Origin of the sequence: Neomicrococcus lactis, assembly GCF_014200305.1 — a bacterium.
GTDB lineage: Bacteria > Actinomycetota > Actinomycetes > Actinomycetales > Micrococcaceae > Neomicrococcus > Neomicrococcus lactis.
The window spans coordinates 1,475,272-1,499,077 of the sequence record NZ_JACHBL010000001.1 but is presented as its reverse complement, the minus strand read 5'-3'; the positions used below and the strand labels follow the sequence as shown (position 1 = coordinate 1,499,077).

17 protein-coding genes and 1 pseudogene are annotated in these 23,806 nt (G+C 60.5%); 11 read left to right on the top strand and 7 right to left on the bottom strand.

Annotated elements, in window-relative coordinates; all coding sequences use genetic code 11:
• The first annotated feature begins 68 nt into the window (after positions 1–68).
• Genes BKA12_RS12400 through BKA12_RS06785 form a run of 3 tightly spaced genes read left to right on the top strand, consistent with a single transcriptional unit; the run spans position 69 to position 5,747 of the window.
• On the top strand, positions 69–683 hold the full coding sequence (locus tag BKA12_RS12400) for a WhiB family transcriptional regulator (RefSeq protein WP_246361616.1): 615 nt from the start codon (positions 69–71) through the stop codon (positions 681–683).
• Positions 662–4,117 carry a glycosyltransferase gene (locus BKA12_RS06790; RefSeq protein ID WP_183644712.1) on the top strand — a complete coding sequence of 1,152 codons (3,456 nt, stop codon included), beginning with the start codon at positions 662–664 and terminating at the stop codon, positions 4,115–4,117. Before BKA12_RS12400 ends, BKA12_RS06790 begins: the two co-directional genes overlap by 22 nt.
• The gene (locus BKA12_RS06785) at positions 4,107–5,747 is read left to right on the top strand and encodes a DUF5719 family protein (protein ID WP_183641731.1); all 1,641 of its coding nucleotides are present in this window, start codon (positions 4,107–4,109) and stop codon (positions 5,745–5,747) included. Before BKA12_RS06790 ends, BKA12_RS06785 begins: the two co-directional genes overlap by 11 nt.
• A 6-nt stretch (positions 5,748–5,753) precedes the next feature.
• On the opposite strand, the gene BKA12_RS06780 is transcribed toward BKA12_RS06785, so the two are convergent.
• Positions 5,754–6,245 (bottom strand): metallopeptidase family protein, encoded by a 492-nt coding sequence (locus BKA12_RS06780; RefSeq protein ID WP_183641729.1) that lies wholly within the window; start codon positions 6,243–6,245, stop codon positions 5,754–5,756.
• Positions 6,246–6,295: 50 nt separating this feature from the next.
• Here BKA12_RS06780 and BKA12_RS06775 point away from each other — a divergent pair, with 50 nt between their 5' ends.
• The 4 genes from BKA12_RS06775 (at position 6,296) to BKA12_RS06760 (ending at position 9,537) form a co-directional block, all read left to right on the top strand.
• Entirely contained in the window at positions 6,296–6,685 is a 390-nt protein-coding gene (locus BKA12_RS06775; RefSeq protein ID WP_183641727.1) for a DUF3499 family protein, read from the top strand.
• Positions 6,686–6,785: 100 nt separating this feature from the next.
• Entirely contained in the window at positions 6,786–7,019 is a 234-nt protein-coding gene (locus tag BKA12_RS06770) for a hypothetical protein (RefSeq protein ID WP_183645132.1), read from the top strand.
• 4 nt (positions 7,020–7,023) lie between these two features.
• Entirely contained in the window at positions 7,024–8,511 is a 1,488-nt protein-coding gene (gene ahcY / locus BKA12_RS06765; protein ID WP_183641725.1) for an adenosylhomocysteinase, read from the top strand.
• Positions 8,512–8,589: 78 nt separating this feature from the next.
• Positions 8,590–9,537, top strand: coding sequence for a TIGR01906 family membrane protein (locus BKA12_RS06760; RefSeq protein WP_183641723.1), 948 nt, complete (start codon positions 8,590–8,592; stop codon positions 9,535–9,537).
• Positions 9,538–9,613: 76 nt separating this feature from the next.
• Here BKA12_RS06760 and BKA12_RS06755 read toward each other — a convergent pair whose 3' ends face one another.
• The 3 genes from BKA12_RS06755 to BKA12_RS06745 form a co-directional block, all read right to left on the bottom strand.
• Positions 9,614–11,497: an AMP-dependent synthetase/ligase gene (locus BKA12_RS06755; RefSeq protein WP_183641720.1), complete on the bottom strand. Its 1,884-nt coding sequence runs from the start codon at positions 11,495–11,497 to the stop codon at positions 9,614–9,616.
• 33 nt (positions 11,498–11,530) lie between these two features.
• Positions 11,531–13,162 (bottom strand): dolichyl-phosphate-mannose--protein mannosyltransferase, encoded by a 1,632-nt coding sequence (locus BKA12_RS06750; protein WP_338087456.1) that lies wholly within the window; start codon positions 13,160–13,162, stop codon positions 11,531–11,533.
• Between the two features lie 200 nt (positions 13,163–13,362).
• Positions 13,363–14,043 carry an HNH endonuclease family protein gene (locus BKA12_RS06745; RefSeq protein ID WP_183641717.1) on the bottom strand — a complete coding sequence of 227 codons (681 nt, stop codon included), beginning with the start codon at positions 14,041–14,043 and terminating at the stop codon, positions 13,363–13,365.
• Between the two features lie 132 nt (positions 14,044–14,175).
• On the opposite strand from BKA12_RS06745, the gene rsmI reads away from it, so the two are divergent.
• Together rsmI and BKA12_RS06735 are read left to right on the top strand one after the other, a co-directional pair.
• Positions 14,176–15,039: a 16S rRNA (cytidine(1402)-2'-O)-methyltransferase gene (rsmI, locus tag BKA12_RS06740; RefSeq protein ID WP_183641714.1), complete on the top strand. Its 864-nt coding sequence runs from the start codon at positions 14,176–14,178 to the stop codon at positions 15,037–15,039.
• Positions 15,040–15,163: 124 nt separating this feature from the next.
• Positions 15,164–16,651, top strand: a complete 1,488-nt coding sequence (locus tag BKA12_RS06735) for an NAD-dependent succinate-semialdehyde dehydrogenase (RefSeq protein WP_183641711.1) — start codon at positions 15,164–15,166, stop codon at positions 16,649–16,651.
• 133 nt (positions 16,652–16,784) lie between these two features.
• Here BKA12_RS06735 and BKA12_RS06730 read toward each other — a convergent pair whose 3' ends face one another.
• Entirely contained in the window at positions 16,785–17,963 is a 1,179-nt protein-coding gene (locus BKA12_RS06730) for an IS1249 family transposase (RefSeq protein WP_183639794.1), read from the bottom strand.
• A 252-nt stretch (positions 17,964–18,215) separates the two neighbouring features.
• On the opposite strand from BKA12_RS06730, the gene BKA12_RS06725 reads away from it, so the two are divergent.
• Complete coding sequence (locus BKA12_RS06725) at positions 18,216–19,682, top strand: HNH endonuclease signature motif containing protein (protein ID WP_183641708.1); 1,467 nt, start codon at positions 18,216–18,218, stop codon at positions 19,680–19,682.
• A 301-nt stretch (positions 19,683–19,983) separates the two neighbouring features.
• Here BKA12_RS06725 and BKA12_RS06720 read toward each other — a convergent pair.
• Positions 19,984–21,309, bottom strand: a pseudogene (locus BKA12_RS06720) (ISL3 family transposase).
• Positions 21,310–21,941: 632 nt separating this feature from the next.
• The gene (locus BKA12_RS06715) at positions 21,942–22,253 is read right to left on the bottom strand and encodes a putative quinol monooxygenase (RefSeq protein ID WP_003941073.1); all 312 of its coding nucleotides are present in this window, start codon (positions 22,251–22,253) and stop codon (positions 21,942–21,944) included.
• Between the two features lie 108 nt (positions 22,254–22,361).
• On the opposite strand from BKA12_RS06715, the gene BKA12_RS06710 reads away from it, so the two are divergent.
• A complete protein-coding gene (locus BKA12_RS06710; protein ID WP_183641705.1) occupies positions 22,362–23,303 on the top strand; it encodes a GlxA family transcriptional regulator in 942 nt (313 codons plus the stop codon).
• Positions 23,304–23,806 lie beyond the last annotated feature (503 nt).

Sequence of the window (23,806 nt, the reverse complement as noted above, 5' to 3'; positions counted from 1 at the left end):
CGATGTATGACTTACACCGATGTAATTATGAACGGATTCCACAAGCGAGCTAGGGGAAGGGTGCAGCAATGGGCCAAGCAGATCGCCTGTATGTAGAAACTGAAGAAACAACCGCGTCACCATGGCGCACGGGAACCCGAGCGGTTCCTTCCGATTGGTTTGTAGACCCGGCAGATCCGGATGCAGCCAAGCGATACGAAGAAAGCAAGCTTTCTCTCGAGGATCAAGCAACCGCGCTTTTGGCGGAATATGACCTCGATGAGTCTGGCGCGCCATCCGCAATTCAGGGCGGAATGGGCGATGTAGTGAACTTGTTGCCAGAGCGCTCGGGGGAGTCGCCGGTACCTGTTGCACCACTCGAAGTTTCACCGAACCGTGACCGTGAGGCGCGTCGGGAAAAGAAGAACGCTGCCGCGAAGTCCTGGATTGGCATGCCGACGTTGTTCGGCGTAGCTGACGAGGGCGAACTCGCATGGCAGTCTGAATCGCTGTGTGCTCAGACTGATCCTGAGGCGTTCTTCCCTGAGAAAGGCGGATCCACTCGCGACGCCAAGAAGGTATGCGCGCAGTGCACGGTTCGCCAAGAGTGCCTTGAATACGCGCTGAAGAATGATGAGCGTTTTGGTATTTGGGGTGGCATGAGCGAGCGTGAGCGCCGCCGATTGCGGAAGCGAGCAGTCTAATTCACAGCCGGGTTCGTATTACCGCTGTCATTGCTTCTCATAACGGGGCAGCGTATCTGCCGGAAACTTTGGCCGCACTGCGCGGCCAAAGTCGTGTTCCGGACCAATTCATTGCTATAGATGCCGCCTCCACTGATGAGACGGCTGCGCTGTTCCGCGAGCATTTGCCGTCCACGGCCCTGTTCCTCGAAGCCCCCGCTGGCGGCTTCGGAACGGCTCTGGCGGCGGCTTCCGAGCACCTCCCCGAGCCGGAAGCGGACATTCAGGATTGGCTCTGGATCCACCACGACGACGCAGCTCCAGCCCCAGATTCCCTTGCGGTTCTGCTGGACGCGGTAGAGCGATCCCCGGCGGTAGTCATCGCCGGTTGTAAGCAGGTTCAAGCCGGGCGCGAGCGCGCCTTGCTGGATGTGGGCTTGTCCGTGACGCGTCATGGAGAGCGCCTCACGATGCTCGAACTCGACGAGCAGGACCAAGGTCAGCATGACCGGGTCTCCGATGTTTTTGCCGTGAATTCGGCCGGCACCTTGGTACGGTTGGATGTCTGGCGACGATTGCAGGGCTTTGATCCGTCCTTGCCTTTTGTAGGTGACGACATTGACCTCGCCTGGCGCGCTCGCGCCGCGGGCCACCGCGTGGTGGTAGTTCCACAAGCACGCATGATTCATGAACCGCTCGGCGTGAAGTCTCGAGTGGACCGCACAGCTCAGCGCCGTGCATCGTCGTATTTGCGCCTCAAGCATGCCCCTGCGTTGGCGTTGCCGTTCGTGGCGTTGGCCGTGATTTTCGGCGGCATTGGCCGCTTCTTCTCTGGCGTGTTCGCCAAGGACATTTCCTATGGCGCTGGCCAACTAGGTGCGTCCTTTGCGCCGCTGTGGCATCCTTTCAAACTTTTCAAGGCGCGACGCCTCGCCGCCAAGACTAACTCCGTGCCACGCTCCGTGGTGCGCCGTGCTTTTGCCGATCCTCGCGAGGTTGCGCACATTCGCCGACGCAATCGTGATCTTCACGCGGCTCGCGTGGCGGCTGTGTCCATTCCCACCGCTTCTCAAGCGGGCGGTGTCTCGCACAGCGGCGGCATTGCCGGCAGCGCGGATCTTGCCCATGCCACGGGTGGTCATGACGATTTCGAAGCTCTCGAAGGAACCGCAAAGCCTTCCAACATTCCCGCGCTGACGGCGTTGAGCGTGCTCACGCTGGTGCTTTCCCTCGTGGGATTCCGCCAGCTCCTGGGTGCTCCGTCGCTCGTGGGTGGCTCGCTGGTTCCGCTGTCTACGTCGCTTGCTGAGACGTGGCACAACGCGACGAGTTGGTGGCAAAACACGTTCCTTGGCGTTGCCGGAGCGACCGATCCCTTCGATGCACTGATTCTTGCCGCGAATGCCGTCAGCGGAAACCACGCGAACGTGGTGGGCGTAACTGTCTATCTGGGCGCCATGACCTTGGCGGCCTGGTCCGCGTACTGGTTCTTGCGCACGGTCACGAGCCGCATCGGTTGGCGCTTTGTTGGTGCGCTGTTGTGGGCCGTGCATCCAACTCTTTTCACGGCGCTCGCCACTGGCCGTCCTGGAGCCGTGCTGGCTCACCTCGTGTTGCCCGTAGCAGCCGGTCTTCTTCTTGCGGCACTGGGCATCAAGGGTGGCGGCCCTATCGATTCGCAGCACGGCACGCGGGTAGCGCACCGTGCGGGGTTGTCCCTTGCCCTCGCGCTGATTTCGGTGGGTTCCCCGATCACGGGCGTCTTCGCAAACCTCATGATCTTTGTTGCCGCAGTGGTTGCTGCCGTGGTGGTGGCGTTTGTTCGTAGCTCGCGCCGCCGAACCGGATTCTCGCGGCGCGTGCGCGCTTTGTGGTGGACTCCGCTTGCAAGCCTTGTGGTTTTTGCTCCGCTTCTGGTGCAGAGCTTGTCGCGTTGGCTTTCCACCCCGGCCGCCAACGATGGAACCCCTGAGCACAGCGTGTGGACCCAGGCGGTTCGGGCGTTCTTGCTCGAGCCAGGTCAGCCGCAGGCCTACACGCCTGCGCCCTTGTGGCAGCAATTATTGGGATTCCCTGTGGAGTTTTCGACGGACGCGTCCGTCTTCGGTCTGTCGGTTCTGGTCGCCGTTTGCGTGGTTAGCGCGCCGCTCGTGCTCATTGCGCTCATTGGTTTCTTGCGCACAGGTGTCACGGGCGCGATTGCGCGCTACGCAGGTCTGTTCGGAGTGCTTGCGCTCGTGGCTTCCGGGGCAGCGACGCTCGTGACGGTCGCCCTCGACCGGGGCAGCGTCGTCGTACCGTATGTGGGTCCTCTCGTGTCCGTGTTCACGCTCGCGATGGTGACCGCCGCGATCTCTGCGATGCGCGCAGGCGTGCCGCAGGCAGCACGCCGCACCGGGGCAGCAGTGTTGACGCTCGCGGTGCTGGCTTCGAGTGCGTGGTTCATTGTTCCGCGTGTGGCGTCGACGACTGATGCGGACGCCATCGGCGCAGGTCAGCGCGTGATTGCCGGACGAGATTCTGTCCTTCCGGCCACGGCAGCTGACCGCGGGCGTGGCGAATTCGAAGAGCGCACCTTGGTGATTGAAACGGGTGCGTCAGACTCTAAATCGGAGGCGTCGCCAGCCCTTCAGGCACGTCTCATGAATCAGGCTGGAGATACTTTGGACTCCGTGTCCGCAGTTCGCTCCGTGGCATCTCTCGGCGGCACGTTGTGGACGCCCGAGCGCGTGGACGCATCCGCAGCGGACTCTGAACTTCGCAATGTCGTGGGATCCATCGTCACGGGCAACTCCACGGATGTGCGAGCGACGCTTGCCGGAATGGGTGTTTCGTTCGTGGTGATAGACGGAATCGTGGACCCCACGGATCCGCTCTTGTCCCGCATCCGCAGCATTCCTGGATTGGCTGAAGTCGGCGATACGTCGGCCGGTTGGCTCTGGCGTGTGGGTCCGCTGGACGGAGTGACGGAAGCTACCGGGCAGCCGGCGGCATCCACCGCGAACGTCCGCGTCCTCAACGCAGATGGTTCCGTTGCGCAGTTCGTCCCATCCAATTTTTCGAAGGTCAAGAACTTCGCACTTCCACAAGGCGATGCGGGCCGCGTAGTGGTTCTTGCCCAGCAGCGCGACAGCGGCTGGATGGCACACCTCAACGGTCAACAGCTCGAACGGGCCATCAACGTTCCGGGCGTGCCAGCCTGGGCTCAAGCATTTCAGCTTCCCGAAACGGCAGGAACGCTCGAGATTCGCTACGAGTCTCCATGGCGCGTGCCCGTGTTTGTGGGCGGAGCGCTGATCCTGCTGGTCATCCTGCTCCTTGCAATCCCGCTGCCGAAGCGCCAACTCGCACGTCTCAGCGAAGCGCAGCGCTACCGCAAAGAGACGCCAGTCCGCCGAACTGACGCTGAAGAGCAAACTGCCACTACCGCAGAGGAGGTTTCCCATGTCGAATGAGGACATCGTGGAGCGCGAGCGTAAGCCGTTCTCGTGGAAGCCTGTTGTTGGCGGTGCACTGTTGGTGGGCCTTGCTGGCGGTGTGATTATTGCCGAGCCGGCGCTCAAGAACGTTCTTGAGCAAGCCACTAACCAGACCGGCGAACCCGCGAGCTTCGACGCACCCATGGCCGAAATTGCGGCTGCGGATACATTGCTCTCGTGCGTCGCCACTCCGCAGCTGGCCAATGGTGGCGGCAGTACAGATTCACAGTTCACTCCGGACACCACCAAGCAGACCACGGGCATTACGGCCAGTGTGCTCTCTGACGTTGGCGCGCGAATCCCGGGCGTAAGTGCTACGCCGCTCACAGAGCAGGCTTCGAATGACTCGGAAGCTACGGCCAAGGAACTCACCAAGCGCATTCCGGATGAGCAAGCCTCTCAGGTGGTCTCCAACGGTGCTGACGGCGCTACGACCGTCGTTGGCAAGGTTCTGGTCGACGACCAAAAGACGTTTTTGAAGCTCGCTGCGCAGTCGCTCGGCAAGCAGTCGGCGCTCATTTCCGGCCAGCGCACCACACTGAGCGAAGACGGTGACCTTGCCGGTTTCTCGGCAGCTCCATGCATGTCGCCGAGCCATGATCAGTGGCTCGTGGGCGCCTCAACGGCCGTTGAGAACACGTCCATTTTGACGATTTCTAACCCTTCATCCTCTGCTGCCACAGTCAGTGTTCGCGCGTATGGATCCACGGATAACGAGCCGAACGTTGGTACCTTGGACCGGCTCGTGATTGCTCCGGGCGAGCACTACACGACGCTCCTTGGCGGCGTAGCCCCGGACGATTCAGCCGTCACCTTGCGCGTTCAATCGCAAGGCGGTGCCGTCAGCGCGAGCATCCAGCAAAGCTCGCTGCGCGGACTGACCCCGGCGGGCATTGACTACATTTCGGCGGGCGCACGCGCTGCCACCAAGAGCGTGATCCCTTTCGTGTGGGTGCAGCCGCAGGCTGATTCCACGAGCCTCGGCAAGGGGAGCGACGGTCAGAGTTCCGCTAGTCAGCTCATGATTTCTGTTCCTGGTGCGGTAGATGCGAAGGTCACGGCGAAGGCCATTGGCTCGGATGGAAAGTCTCACGACATCAGACTGCCGGAAACGCTGAAGGCTGGACGGACCACGGCGATTTCGCTCGCTGAGTTGCCCGCGGGTTCCTACGCGGTGCGGCTGACGTCTGATCGGTCTGTCGTGGCAAGCGCTCGTTCGGTGCGTGGCAAGGCCGCGGACCAGCCCCACGATGCGGCGTACACGTCTTCTGCGCAGCGGCTCAGCCAGCGTCAGCTCGTGACTCTTCCGGCTGGCGGCAAGCCGTATGTTCTGTTTTCCACGGACGACGCCGCAGCTACAGTTTCGCTGCGAAGCATCGACTCGAAGGGGCGCTTGGGTAAGGCGCTTGAGCAGTTGATCCCGGCCAATTCTGCCTATATGTTTGACCCCAAGACTTTGGGGGATGTGCGCTCATTCACTGTGGATACGAGCGGTGGAGCGGTCTATGGAGGCGGCTTGAGCTTTGCCGGCGCCACGGGCATCACTACCTTTGCCATCCAGCCGAGCCCGACCGCCGCTCAGGGAATTCCGGTCAATTTGCCGTAGCGAGTACTAGCGGCGACGAGGTCGGCCGTAGTGTGGATCAACTTCTTCGGGAGAGACCGCTAGGAGTTCACCGACGAGTTCTGCGACCACGTCATTGACAATGTCTGGAAGATCCGTGGAGGAATCTGACATCTCCTCGACGGGACGGCGGAACACCGTGATGATGGGTGGGTTCCGCGGGGTGCGGGCGTAGGCCTGGCCTACAGGTACTCCGCGACCCAGCGCGGCACCGTGCATGATGCCTTCCATGGGTGGGACCAACTCAATGTTGGTTACCATTCCGGAGAGTTCGTTTGTGAAGCGCGACTGGGCTTCCTCGACGGATTCGAAGACGAGGTCTTGAAAACGTTCTTCGCGAGTGCGATTGCCGGGGAGCGACTGAACTAAGAGTGCTCCGCGCAGTCCGCGACCGTGACGATTTCGACGCCGGTTTTCAAAACTGCGTCCTCGAGAAGCTGAACCCGAATCCGGTTCAGGAAACAAGAAACGAGCGGACATACCTAAAGCTTACTCTTCAACTTTAGGAACTGACGGTAAGGTGGATTTTCGTGAGATCGGTTAGGCAGTGTTCGCGGCAAGGTTGTCAATCGCCAGCAGTGGCGACATTGACGTATGTTTACGCGGATTCCACGGCGGTATTGGGTCCGTTGGCTCAGCACGCTGAGCCTCATTGTTACGACCTCTGTGAAGATCACGCCAACCGCATGAGCGTTCCTCGTGGATGGTCCGTGCTCCACATTGACCGGTCTTCCACCGAAGTGCCGATGGACCACAACGACCTCTACGCGTTGGCATCGGCCGTTAAGGAAGCCAAGGAAGCACCTGAACTTTCCCCTGAGGGCGCGCTTGAGCGTTCCGGCTCGGGAGAGCCTATTGCTCCCACGTCCGCTGATGGCCCACGTCGTGGTCACTTGCGGATCTTGCCACCGAAGGGGTAATCGCTGGCAGGACTAACCACGTCCAAGGCTCATCATCTCAAAGCCCCGGGGTTACCTCACTCGCAAATGCACCGTGTCTATGCCACATAGAATGGACAGCATGGCTTTACCCTCTCCTGAACTCTTGTCAGTCTTGCGCTGCCCCGTAACGAAATCTGCGTTGCGTGTGGAAGGCGAAGAACTTGTGGCTACCGTGCCGGGACCAGATGGTTCCTACCCGCGATACCCGATCATCAACTCGATTCCGCGTTTGATCCCTGCTCAAGGCCCCACCAACCACGGCGCCTCAGAGTCAAACGACGCAGCAGTCAACACTTCCGGAGAGGACGCATAACCCCATGAGCTTCGATTACAAGATCAAAGACATCAACCTTCACGAGGCTGGCCGCCACCAGATCCGTCTTGCTGAGCACGAGATGCCAGGACTCATGTCCTTGCGCGAAGAATTCGGCGAATCCCAGCCTCTCAAGGGCGCACGCATCGCCGGTTCCCTCCACATGACGGTTCAGACCGCCGTGCTCATCGAGACCCTGGTGGCTCTGGGCGCTGAGGTGCGTTGGGCCTCGTGCAACATTTTCTCGACGCAGGATGAGGCTGCGGCAGCCATCGTCGTCGGCAAGGGAACCCCAGAGGATCCGCAGGGTGTCCCCGTCTTCGCCTGGAAGAACGAAACCCTCGAAGAATACTGGTGGACCGCAGAGCAGATCCTCACGTGGCCAGGTGCTGCCGAAAACCCTGAGCTTGGCCCGAACATGATCCTTGACGACGGCGGAGACGCCACGCTCTTGGTTCACAAGGGTGTTGAATTCGAGGCTGCAGGAGCCGTTCCGGCAACCTCCGCCGATGACTCCCACGAATACAGCGTCATCTTGGATCGTTTGCGCGAATCCCTTGCGACGGACCCACAGAAGTGGACCCGCTTATCAGAGCGCATCTTGGGCGTCACGGAAGAAACCACCACGGGCGTCTTGCGCTTGTACCAGTTGGCAGAACAGGGCCGCTTGCTCTTCCCGGCCATCAACGTGAACGACTCCGTGACGAAGTCCAAGTTCGACAACAAGTACGGTATCCGTCACTCCTTGCCTGACGGCATCATGCGCGCTACCGACGTTCTTATCGGCGGCAAGGTTGCTGTGGTTTGCGGTTACGGCGACGTGGGCAAGGGTGCAGCCGAAGCGCTGCGCGGCCAGGGCGCTCGCGTGATCGTCACGGAAATCGACCCCATTTGCGCGCTTCAGGCGGCGATGGACGGCTACCAGGTTGCCACGCTTCAGGACGTCATCAGCGAAGGCGACATTTTCGTCACCACCACCGGTGGCAAGGACATCATTATGGCTGAAGACATGCTCAAGATGAAGAACAAGGCGATCGTGGGCAACGTGGGCCACTTCGACAACGAACTCGACATGGCGGGCCTCGCCAAGATCGAGGGGGTCAAGAAGGTTGAAATCAAGCAGCAGGTCCACGAATGGGTCTTCGACGCTGGCACGGAATCTGAGCGCTCCATCATCGTGCTCTCTGAAGGCCGTCTCTTGAACCTGGGCAACGCCACGGGCCACCCGAGCTTCGTGATGTCCAACTCCTTCGCGAACCAGACCATCGCTCAGATCGAGCTCTTCACGAAGGCTGGCCAGCCAGCTGTGGACGGCAACGGTCTCGAATACGAGAACCAGGTGTACGTCTTGCCGAAGATCTTGGACGAGAAGGTAGCCCGCTTGCACTTGAAGGCTCTCGGTGTGAAGCTCACCGAGCTCACCAAGGAGCAGGCGAACTACCTCGGCGTCGACGTTGCTGGGCCTTACAAGTCGGACATGTACCGCTACTAGGATCTATCACCTGAGCGAATAGATACGCTGGCGATCCCAAGGATCGCTCCTCGTCGCCGGAAAATTTGGAGTTAGTTGATGTCGGAAAACCTTTTTGAACCCAACAAGACTGAACGCATTCCGCGCGGCGAGGACTCCTTCGGAGCCACTCGCTGGAACCCAGTAGAAGCGGCGAAGAATTACGGCACCGAAGACCAAGAGTCGCGTAGTCTTTCCCACCACAACAGTGAGGAAGATTTCGACGGCGACACTCAAGCCTCCGCCAACACGTTGATGGCGCGCAGCGATGACGTCATTCTCCGGGACCCGTCCAAAAGCGTTGGCGCCCGGTTCTTGCAAGTGATTTTGGCGGTGCTGTTCCCAGCCCTCGTCTTGATCGGTGCGGTGCGTGCCGTGGCCACTCCGTGGTTCGCCTGGGCCATCTATAACCGCCCTGGATTCCCCGCGGACGAGTTCGGCTTCACGAACGAAGAACGACTCACCTACGGCAACTACGGCGTGGATTACCTGAGCAACTCGGCCGGCGAGGAGTACTTGGGCGGACTCGTGGACAGCAATCTGAACCCGCTGTTCTTGAACACCGAAGTCTCACACATGGTGGACGTCAAGAACGTCCTACTGCCCGTCTTCTTCGGTGGTCTCGGGCTGTTCATCATCGCCGTCTTGGTGATGTTTGCTCTCAAGTCCGTGGCACCCGGGGGAGTGCGGCGCGGACTGTTCGCCGGCTCCATCATCACGCTCGTGGGCATCATTGCACTTGCGGCGGTGGCCATCTTGAACTGGGACGCTTTCTTCACGGGCGTGCACCAGCTGTTCTTCAAGGACGGCACCTGGACGTTCAACTACTCGGACACCTTGATTCGCTTGTACCCGCCTCAGTTCTGGGTGGATGCAGGCATTGGCGTCGGTGCGTTGGTACTGCTGACGTGCCTCATCACGCTGCTCGCCACGTGGCCTTCGCGACGCCGTCGCGAGCATGACCGCATGGTCACTCAGCTCAAGGCCGAGCGGTACGCGACAGAGTAATAGAGGAACCAAGAACTAGAGCTACCAAACAAGGTGGGCGCCGGATATATCCGGCGCCCACCTTCGTTTCTTGCTACTACTTCTTGTTGTACAGACCCTCTATGACATCGGCGTGTGAGTCCATGACGGACTGCCGCTTGAGCTTGAGGGACGGCGTCAGGTGGCCGGAATCCTCAGTGAAGTCGTCTTCCAGAATGATGAACTTCCGGATGGACTCTGCTTGAGAAACGGTGGCGTTCGCTTGATCGATGAAGGACTGAACTTCGTCCTTAACCTGCTGGTTGCTGATGGCGTCGTGGACGGTCAGCTCTCCCAAACCGCGGCTTGCGCCCCATGCCTTGAGCTCGTCCGCGTCCAAGGTGACGAGCGCGCCGACAAATGGACGGTTGTCGCCAACCACCACTACTTGGGAAATGATGCGGCTAGCGCGCACAGTCTCTTCGAGCTGGCTCGGTGAGATGTTCTTTCCACCGGCCGTGACAATCAGATCCTTGGTGCGTCCCGTGATGGTCAAGAAGCCATCCTCGTCCAGGAAGCCCAAGTCGCCGGTCTTGAAGAAGCCGTCTGCATCGAACGCTTCAACGGTAGCTTCGGGGTTCTTGTGATACCGAGCGAAGACACCAATGCCCTTGATGAGCACTTCGCCGTTATCGGCAATACGAATAGTGGTACCCGCGATTGGCAATCCCACAGTGCCTACGCGTGTCGCCTGCGGCATGTTCACCGCAGCAGGCGCCGTGGTCTCCGTGAGACCGTAGCCTTCGAGCACCGGAACGCCGACCCCGCGGAAGAAGTGAGACACCGTCGCGTTGAGCTCGGAAGCGCCAGAGACGGCGAAGTCCACCTGGCCGCCCAAGACTCCGCGAACCTTCTTGTAGACCAACTTCTCGAATAGAGCGTGCTGCGTCATGACAGATGTGGTCTTCAAAACCGAGAACGCGCGCTTGGAACCGCGAGGTTTCGCGTCCTTGCGGATGGACGTATCGATGGCTGCCGCTTGCGCACGATGGAAGATCTTGCCCGTTCCGCCAGCCTCGGCCTTGGACGTAGCACCGGACAGGATCTTCTCGAAGATTCGAGGCACGGCCAGCACGAAGGTTGGCTTGAAGCTCTCGACGTCCGGGAGCAACGTGGCAGGGGAGGAGTGCGCCACCTTGGTGCCCGTGTACAAAGCGATGAGCTGCACGGCGCGCGCGAGAACGTGGGCGAGCGGCAAGAACATCAAGAGTCGCGAGTGCGGCGGGACAACCTCAGACATGGTGATCTTGAGGTTCACAGCGATGAGGCAGAAGTTGGCATGCGTCATTTCGCAGCCCTTCGGGCGTCCCGTGGTTCCTGACGTGTAGACGATCGTCGCAGTGTCCTGAAGACCCGCGAGAGCACGGCGGGATTCCACTTCGGCATCGGCAACGCGCGCCGAGTAGCCCTCGTTGATGAACTTCGCTAAGCCAGTGCCAAGGGGAACCCCGGAGTCTCCGGCGAGTGCGAACTTGGCATCGTCGTCGTCCTCAAAAAGAAAAACCCGAACATCCAAGCCGCCGCTCTTGATGGCTTGGCGGGCGACCTCAGCGCGGTGAGAGTCCTCAACGAAAATCATGCGGACGTCAGAATCCTTGAGGATCCATTCGACTTGGTACGCGGAGCTGGTCTCGTAGATGGGCACCGAGATGCCGCCGGCGAACCAGATGGCCATCTCGGCGAGTGCCCACTCGAAACGCGTCTTGGACATGATGGCCACAGCCTCGCCAGGGTTGAGACCAGCTTCGATGAGCTTCTTGGCGCCAGCTCGTACGAGCGAGAGGTAATCATTGGCGCTGACATCGATCCATTCGGAGCGGTTCTCCGGATTGCGCAGTGTGTACGGAGCCTGGCCGCCGCGTTTGACGCGGTCCATCAGCAATTGGGTGACAGAGTAGTTGTCCGGTAGGTCCATGACCAACGGACTTGTTGATTCACGCATGGGAAACTCCTTGATTTGCGTATGAAAACCGAATTAACTCCAACTCGGCATCCAAATTCTCAATCGATATTGATCGTACGGGATGGTTTCGCCCGTCCAGACCGGCCAGAAGAAAGCTGAGATGAGGAGGACTGCCACGACGAACAGGCCAACCGCAATGATCCCCGCCGATTGGCGCACGGGATCCTGATAGTGGCGGCTGATGAGGCGGCCCGCAAGGTACACGATCGCAAGGATCAGAAATGCCTCGTAGCCGATCGTGTAGAAGAAGAACATAGTGCGCTCGGGGTACATGAACCACGGCAGGTAGCCGGCCGCGATGCCAGCGAGAATTGCGCCTGCGCGCCAATCATGGTTGCCGAGCCACACGATGAAAAGCACCACCATGGCGATGGATCCCGACCACCACAACAAGGGGTTGGGCAGGTCCGTGATGGCTTGGCGGCAGGTTTCGGCTGCGGTGCAACCGTCGACGCCAACGCCGCGCGTCTCTAGATAGAACAGCACGGGGCGGCCTGCAGCAAGCCAGGAGAAGGGTCCGGATTCCCAGTCGTGGTCAGACTGCAACGACTGGTGGAAAGCGTAGGCACTGCGGTGGTACTCGGCAAGCGAGTTGAGCCAGTTCGGCAAGAAGGAGAGTCCCTGGCCCGGGTTTTCGGCGGCCCATTGGCGGCTGTACCCGTCAGCGGAGAGGATCCAACCGGTCCACGTGCTCAGGTACAGGACGCCGATGAGCGGGATCATGGTGATGAAAGCGAGTGGTCCGTCGCGGAAGATTGCGGCGGAGAGCCAGTGCTTGATGCCAGCCTGGCGGCGGGCTTGCGTGTCCCACCAGACGGCGAGCAAGCAGAAGATGGCGATGAACGCGAGGGCGGACCATTTGACGGAAACGGCGCCGGCGAGCATCGCGGCGGCCACGAGTCGCCACGGGCGCCACGCAATCCAGGGGCCGTACAGCAGGTGCTTTTTGGTGGGGATGCCGCCGTTCGCCGCGGCCACGGTTGCCACCTTGACGGCGAGCTTGCGCCGCCCGTAATCGCGGTCCATCAGCAAGAAGTAGAACGCCGCGACGGCAAAGAACATCAAGAAAATATCCAGCAGGCCCGTGCGGGAAAGCACCAGATGGTGACCGTCTACGGCGATGAAGAGGCCGGCCATCGCGCCGAGTCCCACCGAGCGGAACATGCGCTGGGCAATGAGAGTCACGAACAGCACGGAGAGCGTGCCAAAGAGCGCCGGACCGGAACGCCAGCCCATCCCGTTTTCCCAGCCGAACACCAACATGCCAAGAGCGATGAGCCATTTTCCGAGCGGGGGGTGAACTACATATTCAGGGCCGCCAGCCAGGACGGGATTGCCAGCAAGGAAGCCGGGGTTCGCATCGTCCGGCCATTGCAGTTCGTAGCCAGCCTGCAACATGGTGTAGGCGTCTTTGACGTAATAGGTCTCATCAAAAATGAGCGCGTGCGGGTGATCAAGATTCACAAACCGCATGATGCCGGCGAGCATCGTGATGACGAGCGGGACAATCCATCCCATGCGCCCGGCGGACCACTTCTGGACTCCGCGCGGTAACTCGAGGAGCCGGGAGAGCAAAGATTCTTCAGTGAACGCTTCCTTCGGATCTACGACGCGACGCGCAGCGTCCGATTTCACAAGGCTCACCCTCTGCACTTTACCGGCAATTACGCCGTAAATCGGTCAACCCGAAGGTAGGGGCGGACTCGCAGACGAATGTATGTGGTTCCCGGTGCCTGCATGGTTGATCAAAGACAAAAGAGCAGGCAACCCCGTGAAGGATCGCCTGCTCTATCGACTGCAGATCTCGCCGTATCAAATTTCGAAGGGGAGATTAGCTGTGCTTCCTATTGGCGAACCACCGTCACCGTGACGTTAGGGCAAGCGGCAGCCAAACGGGTGAGCGCAGCCTTCTCCGTGGCGTCAACGGTCAATCCCCAACGCTTCTTGACGGCAACCCAGCTGGTCACATAGGCGCAGCGGTTCTTGGGAGGCAACCACTGCTCTGGGCCTCGTGCGCCCTTCGCTGAATTCAATGCGCTGGTCTGAGCGTTCAAGGTGCGCTTGTCCGTGATGTCGTTGTAGAAAGCCACACGCTTTGCTTGCGTCCACTTCTTAGCTCCGGAACCCCAAGCCTCGTGAACTGGCACAGTGTGATCGATCTGCACCGTGGTGGCGCTCGTGTGAGTGCGGTTGTCCCATGAGGTGATCCACTTACCGCTCTTCACGTTGCAGCGCTTCGTTGAGGTGTAGCGCGCCGTGATGCGGGTTTCTTGCAGAAGGACTTCTTGCCGAGTGTTCTGGCAATCCTTGTTGAGGTCTTTCCACTGACCGAAGTAGCGGTCACGGTCATAGCCGGAATTTGATTCGGCGGCCACGGGTAGAGATTTCACTGCGGTACGCAATGGCGCGCTATAGGTGGTGGCAGATTCAGCCGGAACTGCGCCGCCAATAGCGATGACAGCGATAGCGATCGTGGAGGCCGCCGTGGCGATCAAGGCACGAAATGAAGAGAGAGAACGGGACAAGGTGAATTGCTCCAGTGATGGTGAAGGTCGGGGATTTCCCAAATGGGAAGTGATTTAGCATATCTGCAGGTCAGCCGCATGTTTTAGTACATGACGCATCTCGACATGCCCAGCGGTGCGTAGGCTAGAGTTATGGATCGTTCGTTGTCCCCGCTGCGCCCGGGTGAAATAGTTCTGGCTGGCACTCCCATTGGAAATTTGGGGGATACGACGCCGCGGCTTGAGCACGCGCTCCAGACTGCGGACATTGTGGCCGCGGAAGATACCCGCCGACTTCACCACTTGGTCAACGCCCTGGGCTTGAAGCTCACTGGGGACGTAGTTTCCTATCACGAGCACAACGAAGCGGAGCGGGCAGCGGAACTGTTGGCTGCGGCGTCGTCCGGGAAATCCGTTGTGATTGTATCCGACGCCGGGATGCCCACCGTGTCCGATCCTGGCTTCCGTGCGGTGCATGCCGCGATGAAAGCGGGAATTTCCGTCACCACTATTCCGGGGCCGAGTGCTGTGCTGACCGCGCTCGCAGTGTCTGGTCTGCCGACGGATCGCTTCACTTTTGAGGGCTTCATCCCGCGCAAGGCCGGCGAACGTGCCGAACGGTTGAGTGAGCTAGCGACTGAACGCCGCACCATGGTGTTCTTCGAGGCGCCGCACCGGTTGGAGACTTTGTTGAGCGCCATGCAGGACGCATTCGGCGACGAACGCCGCGTATCCGTGTGCCGCGAGCTTACGAAGCTTCACGAAGAAGTCATCCGCGGATCGCTTGCCGAAGTGCATGATTGGGCCGCAAGTAATGAGGTGCGTGGCGAGATTGTGGTGGTCCTCGGCGGCGCCCCGCCGGAGCAAAAGGCGCAGGCGCTAGACCTTGTGGAAAGCGTCAATTCGCTGATTGAAAGCGGACTGCGCTTGAAAGAAGCTGTCCAAGCGGTGGCCCAACGAGAGCGCGTCCCGCAACGCGAGCTGTATGCCGCCGTGGTGGAGTCGCGCAAGAAATGACGTTGTGCACGCTCACAACGTCATGGGGGTGTAATTGTGCGCCCTTGAATTGGACTTGAAATAGCCGTGCACTAGCGTTGAACCAAATTCCCGCCGTTAATCCGTATACACCGTGGAGGTCACTATGACTATCACTCCCGAACGCGAAGCCGAACTGCTGGCCTCGATCCCGAAGGGCCTGCTCATCAACGGTGAGTGGCGCGATTCTTCCGATGGCAGCACCTACGACGTGCATGATCCAGCCACCGGCAAGGTTCTTGCAACCCTCGCATCCGCAACTTCTGAAGATGCGCTTGCTGCTCTTGACGCTGCTGACAAGGCACAGGCCGCATGGGCACTTTCCGCTCCACGCGAGCGCTCCAACATCCTTCGCCGCGCTTTCGAACTCATTCAGGAACGCGCCGAGGACTTCGCCCTCATCATGACCCTTGAAATGGGTAAGCCTTTCAATGAAGCCATGGGCGAAGTGACCTACGGCAACGAGTTCCTGCGCTGGTTCTCTGAAGAAGCAGTCCGCGATTACGGCCGCTATGTCACCACGCCTGAAGGCAAGAACAAGATTTTGGTACAGCGCAAGCCGGTTGGCCCAGCACTGCTCATTACGCCTTGGAACTTCCCTCTTGCGATGGCTACCCGCAAGGTTGGCCCAGCGATTGCTGCGGGTTGCACGGCTATCTTGAAGCCTGCGAAGCTCACCCCGTTGACCTCGCAGCTCTTCGGCCAGATTTTGCTTGAAGCTGGCGTTCCTGCTGGCGTCGTGAACATCGTTTCCTCGAAGTCGGCTTCCGGAATTTCCGGCCCAATCATGAAGGACCACCGCCTCCGTAAGGTGTCCTTCACCGGTTCCACTCCAGTGGGTCGCCAGTTGCTCAAGGATGCTGCCGACAACGTTTTGCGCACGTCCATGGAGCTTGGTGGCAACGCTCCGTTCATCGTCTTCGAAGACGCTGACCTGGACAAGGCTGTTGAAGGCGCTATGGCTGCCAAGATGCGTAACATGGGCGAGGCTTGCACCGCCGCTAACCGCTTCTTGGTTCAGGACACGGTTGCTGAAGAGTTCACGAAGAAGTTCGCTGCTGCGTTGTCCGCTTTGAAGCTTGGCCGCGGTACCGAAGACGATTCGCAGGTTGGTCCGATCATCGACTCGGGCGCTCGCGATGACATCCACGAGCTCGTGACCTCCGCTGTTGCCGCTGGCGCCACCGTAGTAACGGGCGGCGAGAAGCTCGAGGGCGACGGCTACTTCTACAAGCCAACCGTCCTCAACAACGTCCCGAACGACGCCGAGATCCTCCGCCAGGAGATCTTCGGACCGGTTGCTCCTGTGACCACGTTCGCGACGGAAGCAGACGCTATCAAGCTCGCAAACGCTTCCGAGTATGGCTTGGCGTCTTACGTCTTCACGAAGGACTTCTCGAAGCTTCTTCGCGTGGCTGAACAGATCGAATTCGGCATGGTTGGCTTCAACGCTGGCGTCATTTCCAATGCTGCAGCGCCATTCGGTGGCGTCAAGCAGTCCGGCTTGGGCCGCGAGGGCGGCGCCGAGGGTATCGACGAATACACCACGGTGCAGTACATCGGCATTGCTGATCCTTTCACTGACGCTAAGTAGTTCTTAGCTTCCATCGCAATAGCGCGTCGCTTCCTTTCGGGGACGCGGCGCGCTTTGTATTTAAGCACTGACTACGACGGCGGAGCCCTGTCTTTGGGTTATAGGCACAAATGTGTGTACAGGTTTCGGCGTGTCATGGTTGGTTTCTGCCGGCCCAGCCGGTTTGGATGCCGTTTCCGTCTTCCCAGCTGAAGTGGTTGCTGTAGGTTTCTGGGGCTTGCGATTCATCGCTTTCCATTGATGCGTTTTTGGTCCGTTGGGCCGGGTTGAGGTGTTCTGGTTTCACGAGGCTCCAGGGTTGTCTGGGGTGTTCGGTGAGGGATTCGAGGAGCCAGTCCACAGCGGTTCTGGCGTGCTCTTCGGGGAGTCCTCGATGCAGCCGTAAGAGCTCTTTGATCGCTTTGTTCGGTCCGCCTTCTAACGGGGATGTGGTCCGGTGAATTTTCTCGCCGGTGTCTGGTTGCAGGTCAGTGTCTAACCACGTGAATAAGCAGTGTTCTTGGATGAGGCGTCGATACACGTTCCGGGCTCGGCGTAAGCGTTGATGCGTGTACCACCAGTGACTGTTTCTCGAGACGCTTGAGGGGCGTTCCTGACCGGTTTTCGCTTTGGTTCGGTGCTTGAGGAACTCGTCCCATTTCGCCTCCCACGCGGCGTATTCACGCAACCACGCAATGGCTTCGTCTTGGGTGCTGACCTTCATCAAGACCCTCGTCAGGGCTGCGAGTTCTTTACCGGCTGGTAGCCGTGGCTGGAAGGTGAGCTCGCGACGGATGTTCTGGAACACATGAAAATAGCAGCGTTGAACTTTCGACTCCGGCCACGTTTCCTTCAACGCGGCACGTAGCCCGGTACCACCATCAATGATCGCCACCGCCGGTGCCGGGATCCGCTCGAGTAGGACTTGCCAGGCGATCTTTTTCTCTCGATCGCACCATTGCCAATCCACCACGTACTTGCCGTTATAGGCGATCAGCACGCACCACCCGTTGAAATAGGTGCCATCAAGCATGAGCTGATGATGCACTACGCCGGTGGGCACAGGCGGTGGAACCTCAACGCGCCAGCACCACTGAATACGCTTCCGGAAACCACGCGCTGAACCTGCCATGGCTGCCTGCGACTGAGTACCCAGGATCCATGTCAAGAACTGAGTCAGTTCGCTCTTACGAGTGACATCAGATCGTGAACGAACCTGCGAAGCACCACACGACTTGCACCGCCACCGAGCACGACCAGCCGAGGTCTTACCGTTCTTGACCAGAACACAATCACATACACCACAACGTGGCCGATGAGAAGCAACAGGCACCCCATATGCTTTCAAAGCATAAGCAGGACCCTACACGCCTACTCCCACAAGGCAAGCAAGCCTAATCTGTACACACATTCGTGCCTATAACCCCTGTCTTTTCTCCTTCTGTGGATAACCGAATATCTCATCTATAACTGTGGGTGAAGGAAAAATACTTTTCCACAAATTCGAGTATTTCGTGGTGCTTCGTTTGTATCTTCGATAGGCTGGAGTTATCAATTCGATCCGGAGCCTACGGGGGCTGATCGCATGACCACCACGCAACTACTCCAACGAATGCTCACCTATTCAGACGCTGTGCGGACTGAGTTCGACTCCCTCACTGACACCCAGCTGACCCGACTCAGCGATGACCAGTGGGCTGATTATGCCGACGCCGTCGAGGCCATGTCCCGGTTTCTCACGCGATTTCAGGTTCATGCCGCTGCCGCGTTTGTTCGTGCGGCGCAGGACGCTCAAGCAACTGGTGTTGGTACGCGATTGCGCACGAAAACCCCCGAGGAGCGTTTGGCTGAGCGGCTTGGCGTGACGAAGTCTGAGATCCGACGACGAGTGGCCCTTGCCGATGCGCTTCAATCCGGCACGGACGAATACGACCAGGCTGTTGAGCCCAAGTACCCGGCAGTGGCCGAACTGTTCAACAGTGGTGGCACCAGTCTCTCGACTGCCTCGACGATGATCCGTGAGCTTGATAAGGCCACAGTCCTCTCCAATGCCACACCTGACTTGGATACGGCACGGGTGAGGCGGGACATGGAAGCCGCTCTCGTCCAGGCCCAGCATCAAGGCGGAGCACCTCTGGTCACCACCGTGGGTAAGAACTGGTTGAACCGGTTGAACACCAAGAACGTGCAGCCAACATCGGAGCTGGCTAAACAGTTTCAAGGACTCCACTTGATTGGCCGCAAGTACGGCCTGAATCATGGCGAGTTTTATCTTGATGATGAGCAGTGGGCGACCCTCGTCGCGGGCTCTTCTTTCGAGGCGAATCCACGCATCAAGACCACCAATGGCGGCAACGGTGGATCGGACACGGCATCCGAAATGCTCTTCGACGACGCCGTTTCGAGCCCAGCAGACGAAGATGCCGTCGCGGAGGAACTGAAGGACTCCCGCACGCGTTCTCAGAAGCTTGCCGATGGGCTGATGCGCACGATCCAGGCTGGTCTTTCCACGAACAAGCTGCCACAGAATGGTGGTTTGCGTCCGCAGGTCATGGTGACGATCGATGCCGAGACGCTGCAGGGTCGGCTTGCTTCGCACAAGACGTTCCAATCGCATTCGGCGCAGGTCGGACCGATTGATCCAGGACTCATCCGGCGCATTGCTTGCAATGCGGACCTTTTGCCGATTGTGTTGAATGGTGAAGGACGAGTCCTGGACGTTGGAGTTCCGCAGAGATTGTTCACGACGGAGCAGCGGAAGATTCTCTACGCGAGGGATCTTGGGTGTTCGGCACCTGGCTGCACGGTTCCGGCCGATGGTTGCGAAGCCCACCATGTTCAGGAATGGAGCAAAGGCGGACCAACCACCATCGAAAACGGTGTCCTCGTCTGCCACTTCCACCACAAGTTGGTGCATGACACCCCATGGAAGATCGACATGGGCAGAGGTGTGCCGTATTGGGTTCCGCCGAAAGCCGTCGACCCCGATCAGAAACCACGACGGAACTACCACTTCCACCCCGAACTGGTCGGAGCTGACTCGGGAACGTGAGCGAGTTTAGAAACCGGCTCCGGCGGTGATGAGCCGCGCCATGAATTGAACTAGCCGCATCACCAAGAGATTTGTCAGGAAAACCACCGCAACCAAGGAGTCGTATCCCGCGCACGAACAGCACATCCATGCGCAAAAAGAGAGCCGCCGAAAGGGGCTCATCCTGCCCGCGACAACAACTAGGAGATCCCTGCCTCCACATCCAGTGACGGCAGAGGAAACCTGTTGATCTTGAAAACTAAATAGAAGGGCCCAACGCTAAACCACAGCGTTGGGCCAGAAGCCGGCTGGATTTGTAGGCTCATCCCAATCGGGGGTGTAGGAGTTGGGGTCTGAAGCCGCCGGTCTCGAGCAGGCTTCGGGCGATGTAGTTGGTCAGGTTGCGGAACCCGAGTGCGGGGCCGCGCAGGTGTTCGAGCCGTCCGTTGAGCGCCTCGGTCGGCCCGTTGCTGGTGCCGGGTCGTTCGAAGTAGGCGAGCACGTCAGCGGCTCGCTTCTTCAGGGTCCGACCCAGGGTGGTGAGCTCGGTGAGCACCTTGGGGACGCCGGCGCTGAGGTCGGTGATCAGCTTCTCCATGAGCTCGCGGCCACGTTGCCGGTCCTCGTGGCGATAGGCGGCGATCATGCGCTGGTAGACACCCCAGGTCGCCTCGACCTCGACGTGAGCGTCATCAACGAACAGCGCGCGTAGCCTGTCGCTCTGCTTGTCGGTGAGCAGGTCCGCGCTGGTGTGCAGCGTGCGCCGCGACTTGTAGAGCGGGTCGTCCCTGAACCCACGGTGCCCGTGGATCGCGAGTTGGACCCGGCGCCGGCACCTGTCGAGGGCGTCACCGGCCAGGCGCACGACGTGGAAGGGATCCATCACCGTGACCGCGTCCGGGATCTCCTCTGCAGCGGCGGTCTTGAACCCGGTGAAGCCGTCCATCGCGACCACCTCGACCGCGTCAGGGAAGGCGTCGTCGCGGTCGGCGAGTCAGGTCTTGAACGCCGCCTTCGACCGGCCCTCGACCATGTCCAGCAGCCTTGCTGGGCCGGCGCCATCGCGGACCAGGGTGAGGTCGATGATCACGGTGACGTACTTGTCGCCACGCCTGGTGTGGCGCCAGACGTGCTCATCGACGCCAATGACCTTCACGCCCTCAAACCGCGTGGGGTCGTTGATCAGCAGCCGCTTGCCTTCAGCCCGGACCGCGTTGTTGGCGGTGTCCCACGCGACCCCGAGTCCCTCGGCGACACGGGCGACGGTGAGGTGTGCGACCACGATCCCTTCCAGCGCCTACCGCAGCCCGGTGCGCGAGAGCTTCGCGCGTGGCTCCGCCGCGGCGCTGGTGTCTTGGCGCCACACGTGTCCGCAGTCGGCACAGCGGTAGCGGCGCTCTACTACTTCCAGCAAGGTCGGTCGCCAGCCCAGCGGCTCGTGAGCCAACCGCCGGATCACGGTGTCACGAGCAGCGCCTTCGCTGCCGCACCGTCGGCACCACTGATCTGGTTCCACCACGCGGCACGCGAGGACCGCACGATCCGGTTCAAGTCGTTGTCCGGTCACGTTCAGACCGAGGCCGTCGAGTCGAGCCAAGGCGGTCAGGTCAGGGCGGCCGAAGCCGGCTGGCGGGGTAGCGTCGGACACGTCGAGGTCTTTCGGATGGATGGCGTAGGAACCTCCATCGTCGGGAGACCTCGACGTCTATCTGCGGACCGATGCGCCCGGCCGACCTACAACCTCATCTGAGAAGACCCCTGAAACGTCTTCGACGACGACGGAACCGGCGAGGAGGAGGGCGCGGTGCGCTAAAGGAATGGAGCTTGCTCGGCTTCGACGCCGCCGCAAGCTCCGGTGAAACGGTCGGTACTGGTCGGTCGTCGTCGGTCACCACCGGATGGCGGCGTCCCCCACGCTCGGCGTTTGCGCAGGTCAGCGGCTCGTTCGCCCAGTGGGCGCATCAAGCGATAGACGCAAAGCCGACGTGATGAGGTCGTCGGTTCGATTCCGACAAGCGGCTCCGGCGAACAGCCCCTGACCTGCGGAAACGCAGGGCAGGGGCTGTTCGGTTCTGGTGGTCGCGCGATGCGCTGGCCTCACGGCTCTGCCCGACACCGACGTCGCTCTCCTCTGCGACGGACCCCTCGCCGGCTGAGCGCTCGCGGCCGGCATCCTGTCCGTGTGCCGATAGGCCTCGCACCGCTCGGCAACGCAGCGTGGCGTTGCGTCGCGACCTGGCGACGGCTCGGCGGGGCGCGATCGTCTCGTGCGTTGGCGGACTACGGGAGCTTGGACGCGAGGACGTCGGCCGCCAGGATCTCGGGTGCTGCGCCGAGGAGGTGCTGGTTGGCCATCAGGGCTGCGACGATGGCGCCGTTGGCGTGGGCGTCGCGAGCGGCCTCGTCGGGGAATGCATCGAAGATCCAGAAGGTGTCGGCGTGGGTCCTGACCGCGAACCAAACAATCGTTCCTACTTCTTCGTTGGCGAGAGCGACAGCGCCGGCGAGCAGATCGGCGAGCGCGTCGTGCTGTCCATCGGCCGCGACGATCTTGGCGACGAAGGCATACGGAAGTGATGCGGGTGTTGACATGAGGGGTTCTCCTAGGCGTCGAGGTTTCTTGGTGAAGCGAGTTCAGTCTATGACGAGCAAGGGCATATGAGAAGTGGCGTATACGGCAGTATTGCTATTGTTTACGTCATGCGTATTGGACTGATCGCGATCGACGGCTGCTTCGGTTCGGCTATCGCGTCGATCATCGACATCGTGCGGGTGGCCGATGGAGCCCGCGGCGATGTCGACCCGCGGATCGACCCGATCGAACTCGCCATCCTCGGACCGAAACGGCGAGTGACCACGACGGCATCGATGACCCTGTCGGTGGACCACCCGCTGTCGGAGTCCGGAGAGTTCGACGTGGTCGTCGTCCCTGCGCTTGGAACCCTTACGGCCGCCGCTACCAACGACGCCCTCCAGAGCCGAGATGCTCGTTCGGTCATCGCTTCGCTCGGGCGCCTCGACGAGGCGACCACCCGGATCGCCGCGGCGTGCACCGGCGTGTTCGCCGTCGCCGAGACCGGACGGATGCATCATAGGCGGGCGACGACCAGCTGGTTCCTGGGGCCGGAGTTCCTGAAGCGCTATCCGACCGTCGCCCTCGATCTCGACACCATGGTCGTGGTCGACGGGAACCTCGTCACCGCCGGCGCCGCCTTCGCCCACATCGACCTCGCGCTCTCACTCGTGCGATCGATCCGCCCCGACCTGGCCCAACATGTCGCCAAGCTCCTCATCATCGACGAGCGCCCGTCGCAAGCGGCCTTCGTCGCCTACGAACATCTCCGGCACGAGGACCCGATCGTCGTCGAGTTCGAACGCTTCGTGCGCGCCCGCCTGGACGAACCGTTCAACGTCGCCTTCGTCGCGCAGTCGCTCGGCACCAGCCGGCGCACCCTCGAACGACGAGTCCGTGCGGCCCTCAACCTCACTCCGCTCGGCTTCGTCCAACGGCTTCGCATCGAACGAGCTCGGCACCTCTCAGCAACCACGGACCTCACCTCCGCCGAGATCGCGCTACGGGTCGGCTACGCGAACGCCGAGACTCTGCGCTCCCTCCTGCGCAGGGAGCGACGCCGTTCCTGACCTATCGCCATGCCTTAGAACCACCTTTCAGCACGTCGCGTCGACGCTCCTGCGTCGCCCCTGGACGACCTACTCGACACGCCCGCAGCACAGGCCATGCGACGTGTCCCGGCTTCCCGGACGGTCGGGGTTGGGTGGCTGTGATGTCGCTGCGTTCTCGTCGAGAGGATCAGCAGACCCGATCAGGGTCGATTGGGATGAGACGCGAAGGCGGTCAGGTCAGGGCGGCCGAAGCCGGCAGGCGGGGTAGCGTCGGACACCTCGAGGTCTTTCGGATGGATGGCGTAGGAACCTCCATCGTCGGGAGACCTCGACGTCTATCTGCGGACCGATGCGTCCGGCCGACCTACACCCTCATCTGGGAAGAGCCGATTTGTATCTCGATGACTAAATCCCCACGAACACCCGTCTCGATGATTGGACGATAAGAAGTCCCTCTTTGCTGCTGAGGTGAGGCCCGGATGGGATGATGAGAAAAGGGAATGGTCATGAACTAGGAAGTG

What these genes read in the sequence shown, in the direction of transcription:
- BKA12_RS12400 (WP_246361616.1), top strand. Translation starts at nt 69, where the DNA reads ATGGGCCAAGCAGATCGCCTGTATGTAGAAACTGAAGAAACAACCGCG.
- BKA12_RS06785 (WP_183641731.1), top strand. Translation starts at nt 4,107, where the DNA reads ATGTCGAATGAGGACATCGTGGAGCGCGAGCGTAAGCCGTTCTCGTGG.
- BKA12_RS06780 (WP_183641729.1), bottom strand. Translation starts at nt 6,245, where the DNA reads ATGTCCGCTCGTTTCTTGTTTCCTGAACCGGATTCGGGTTCAGCTTCT.
- BKA12_RS06770 (WP_183645132.1), top strand. Translation starts at nt 6,786, where the DNA reads ATGGCTTTACCCTCTCCTGAACTCTTGTCAGTCTTGCGCTGCCCCGTA.
- ahcY (WP_183641725.1), top strand. Translation starts at nt 7,024, where the DNA reads ATGAGCTTCGATTACAAGATCAAAGACATCAACCTTCACGAGGCTGGC.
- BKA12_RS06760 (WP_183641723.1), top strand. Translation starts at nt 8,590, where the DNA reads ATGTCGGAAAACCTTTTTGAACCCAACAAGACTGAACGCATTCCGCGC.
- BKA12_RS06755 (WP_183641720.1), bottom strand. Translation starts at nt 11,497, where the DNA reads ATGCGTGAATCAACAAGTCCGTTGGTCATGGACCTACCGGACAACTAC.
- rsmI (WP_183641714.1), top strand. Translation starts at nt 14,176, where the DNA reads ATGGATCGTTCGTTGTCCCCGCTGCGCCCGGGTGAAATAGTTCTGGCT.
- BKA12_RS06735 (WP_183641711.1), top strand. Translation starts at nt 15,164, where the DNA reads ATGACTATCACTCCCGAACGCGAAGCCGAACTGCTGGCCTCGATCCCG.
- BKA12_RS06725 (WP_183641708.1), top strand. Translation starts at nt 18,216, where the DNA reads ATGACCACCACGCAACTACTCCAACGAATGCTCACCTATTCAGACGCT.
- BKA12_RS06715 (WP_003941073.1), bottom strand. Translation starts at nt 22,253, where the DNA reads ATGTCAACACCCGCATCACTTCCGTATGCCTTCGTCGCCAAGATCGTC.
- BKA12_RS06710 (WP_183641705.1), top strand. Translation starts at nt 22,362, where the DNA reads ATGCGTATTGGACTGATCGCGATCGACGGCTGCTTCGGTTCGGCTATC.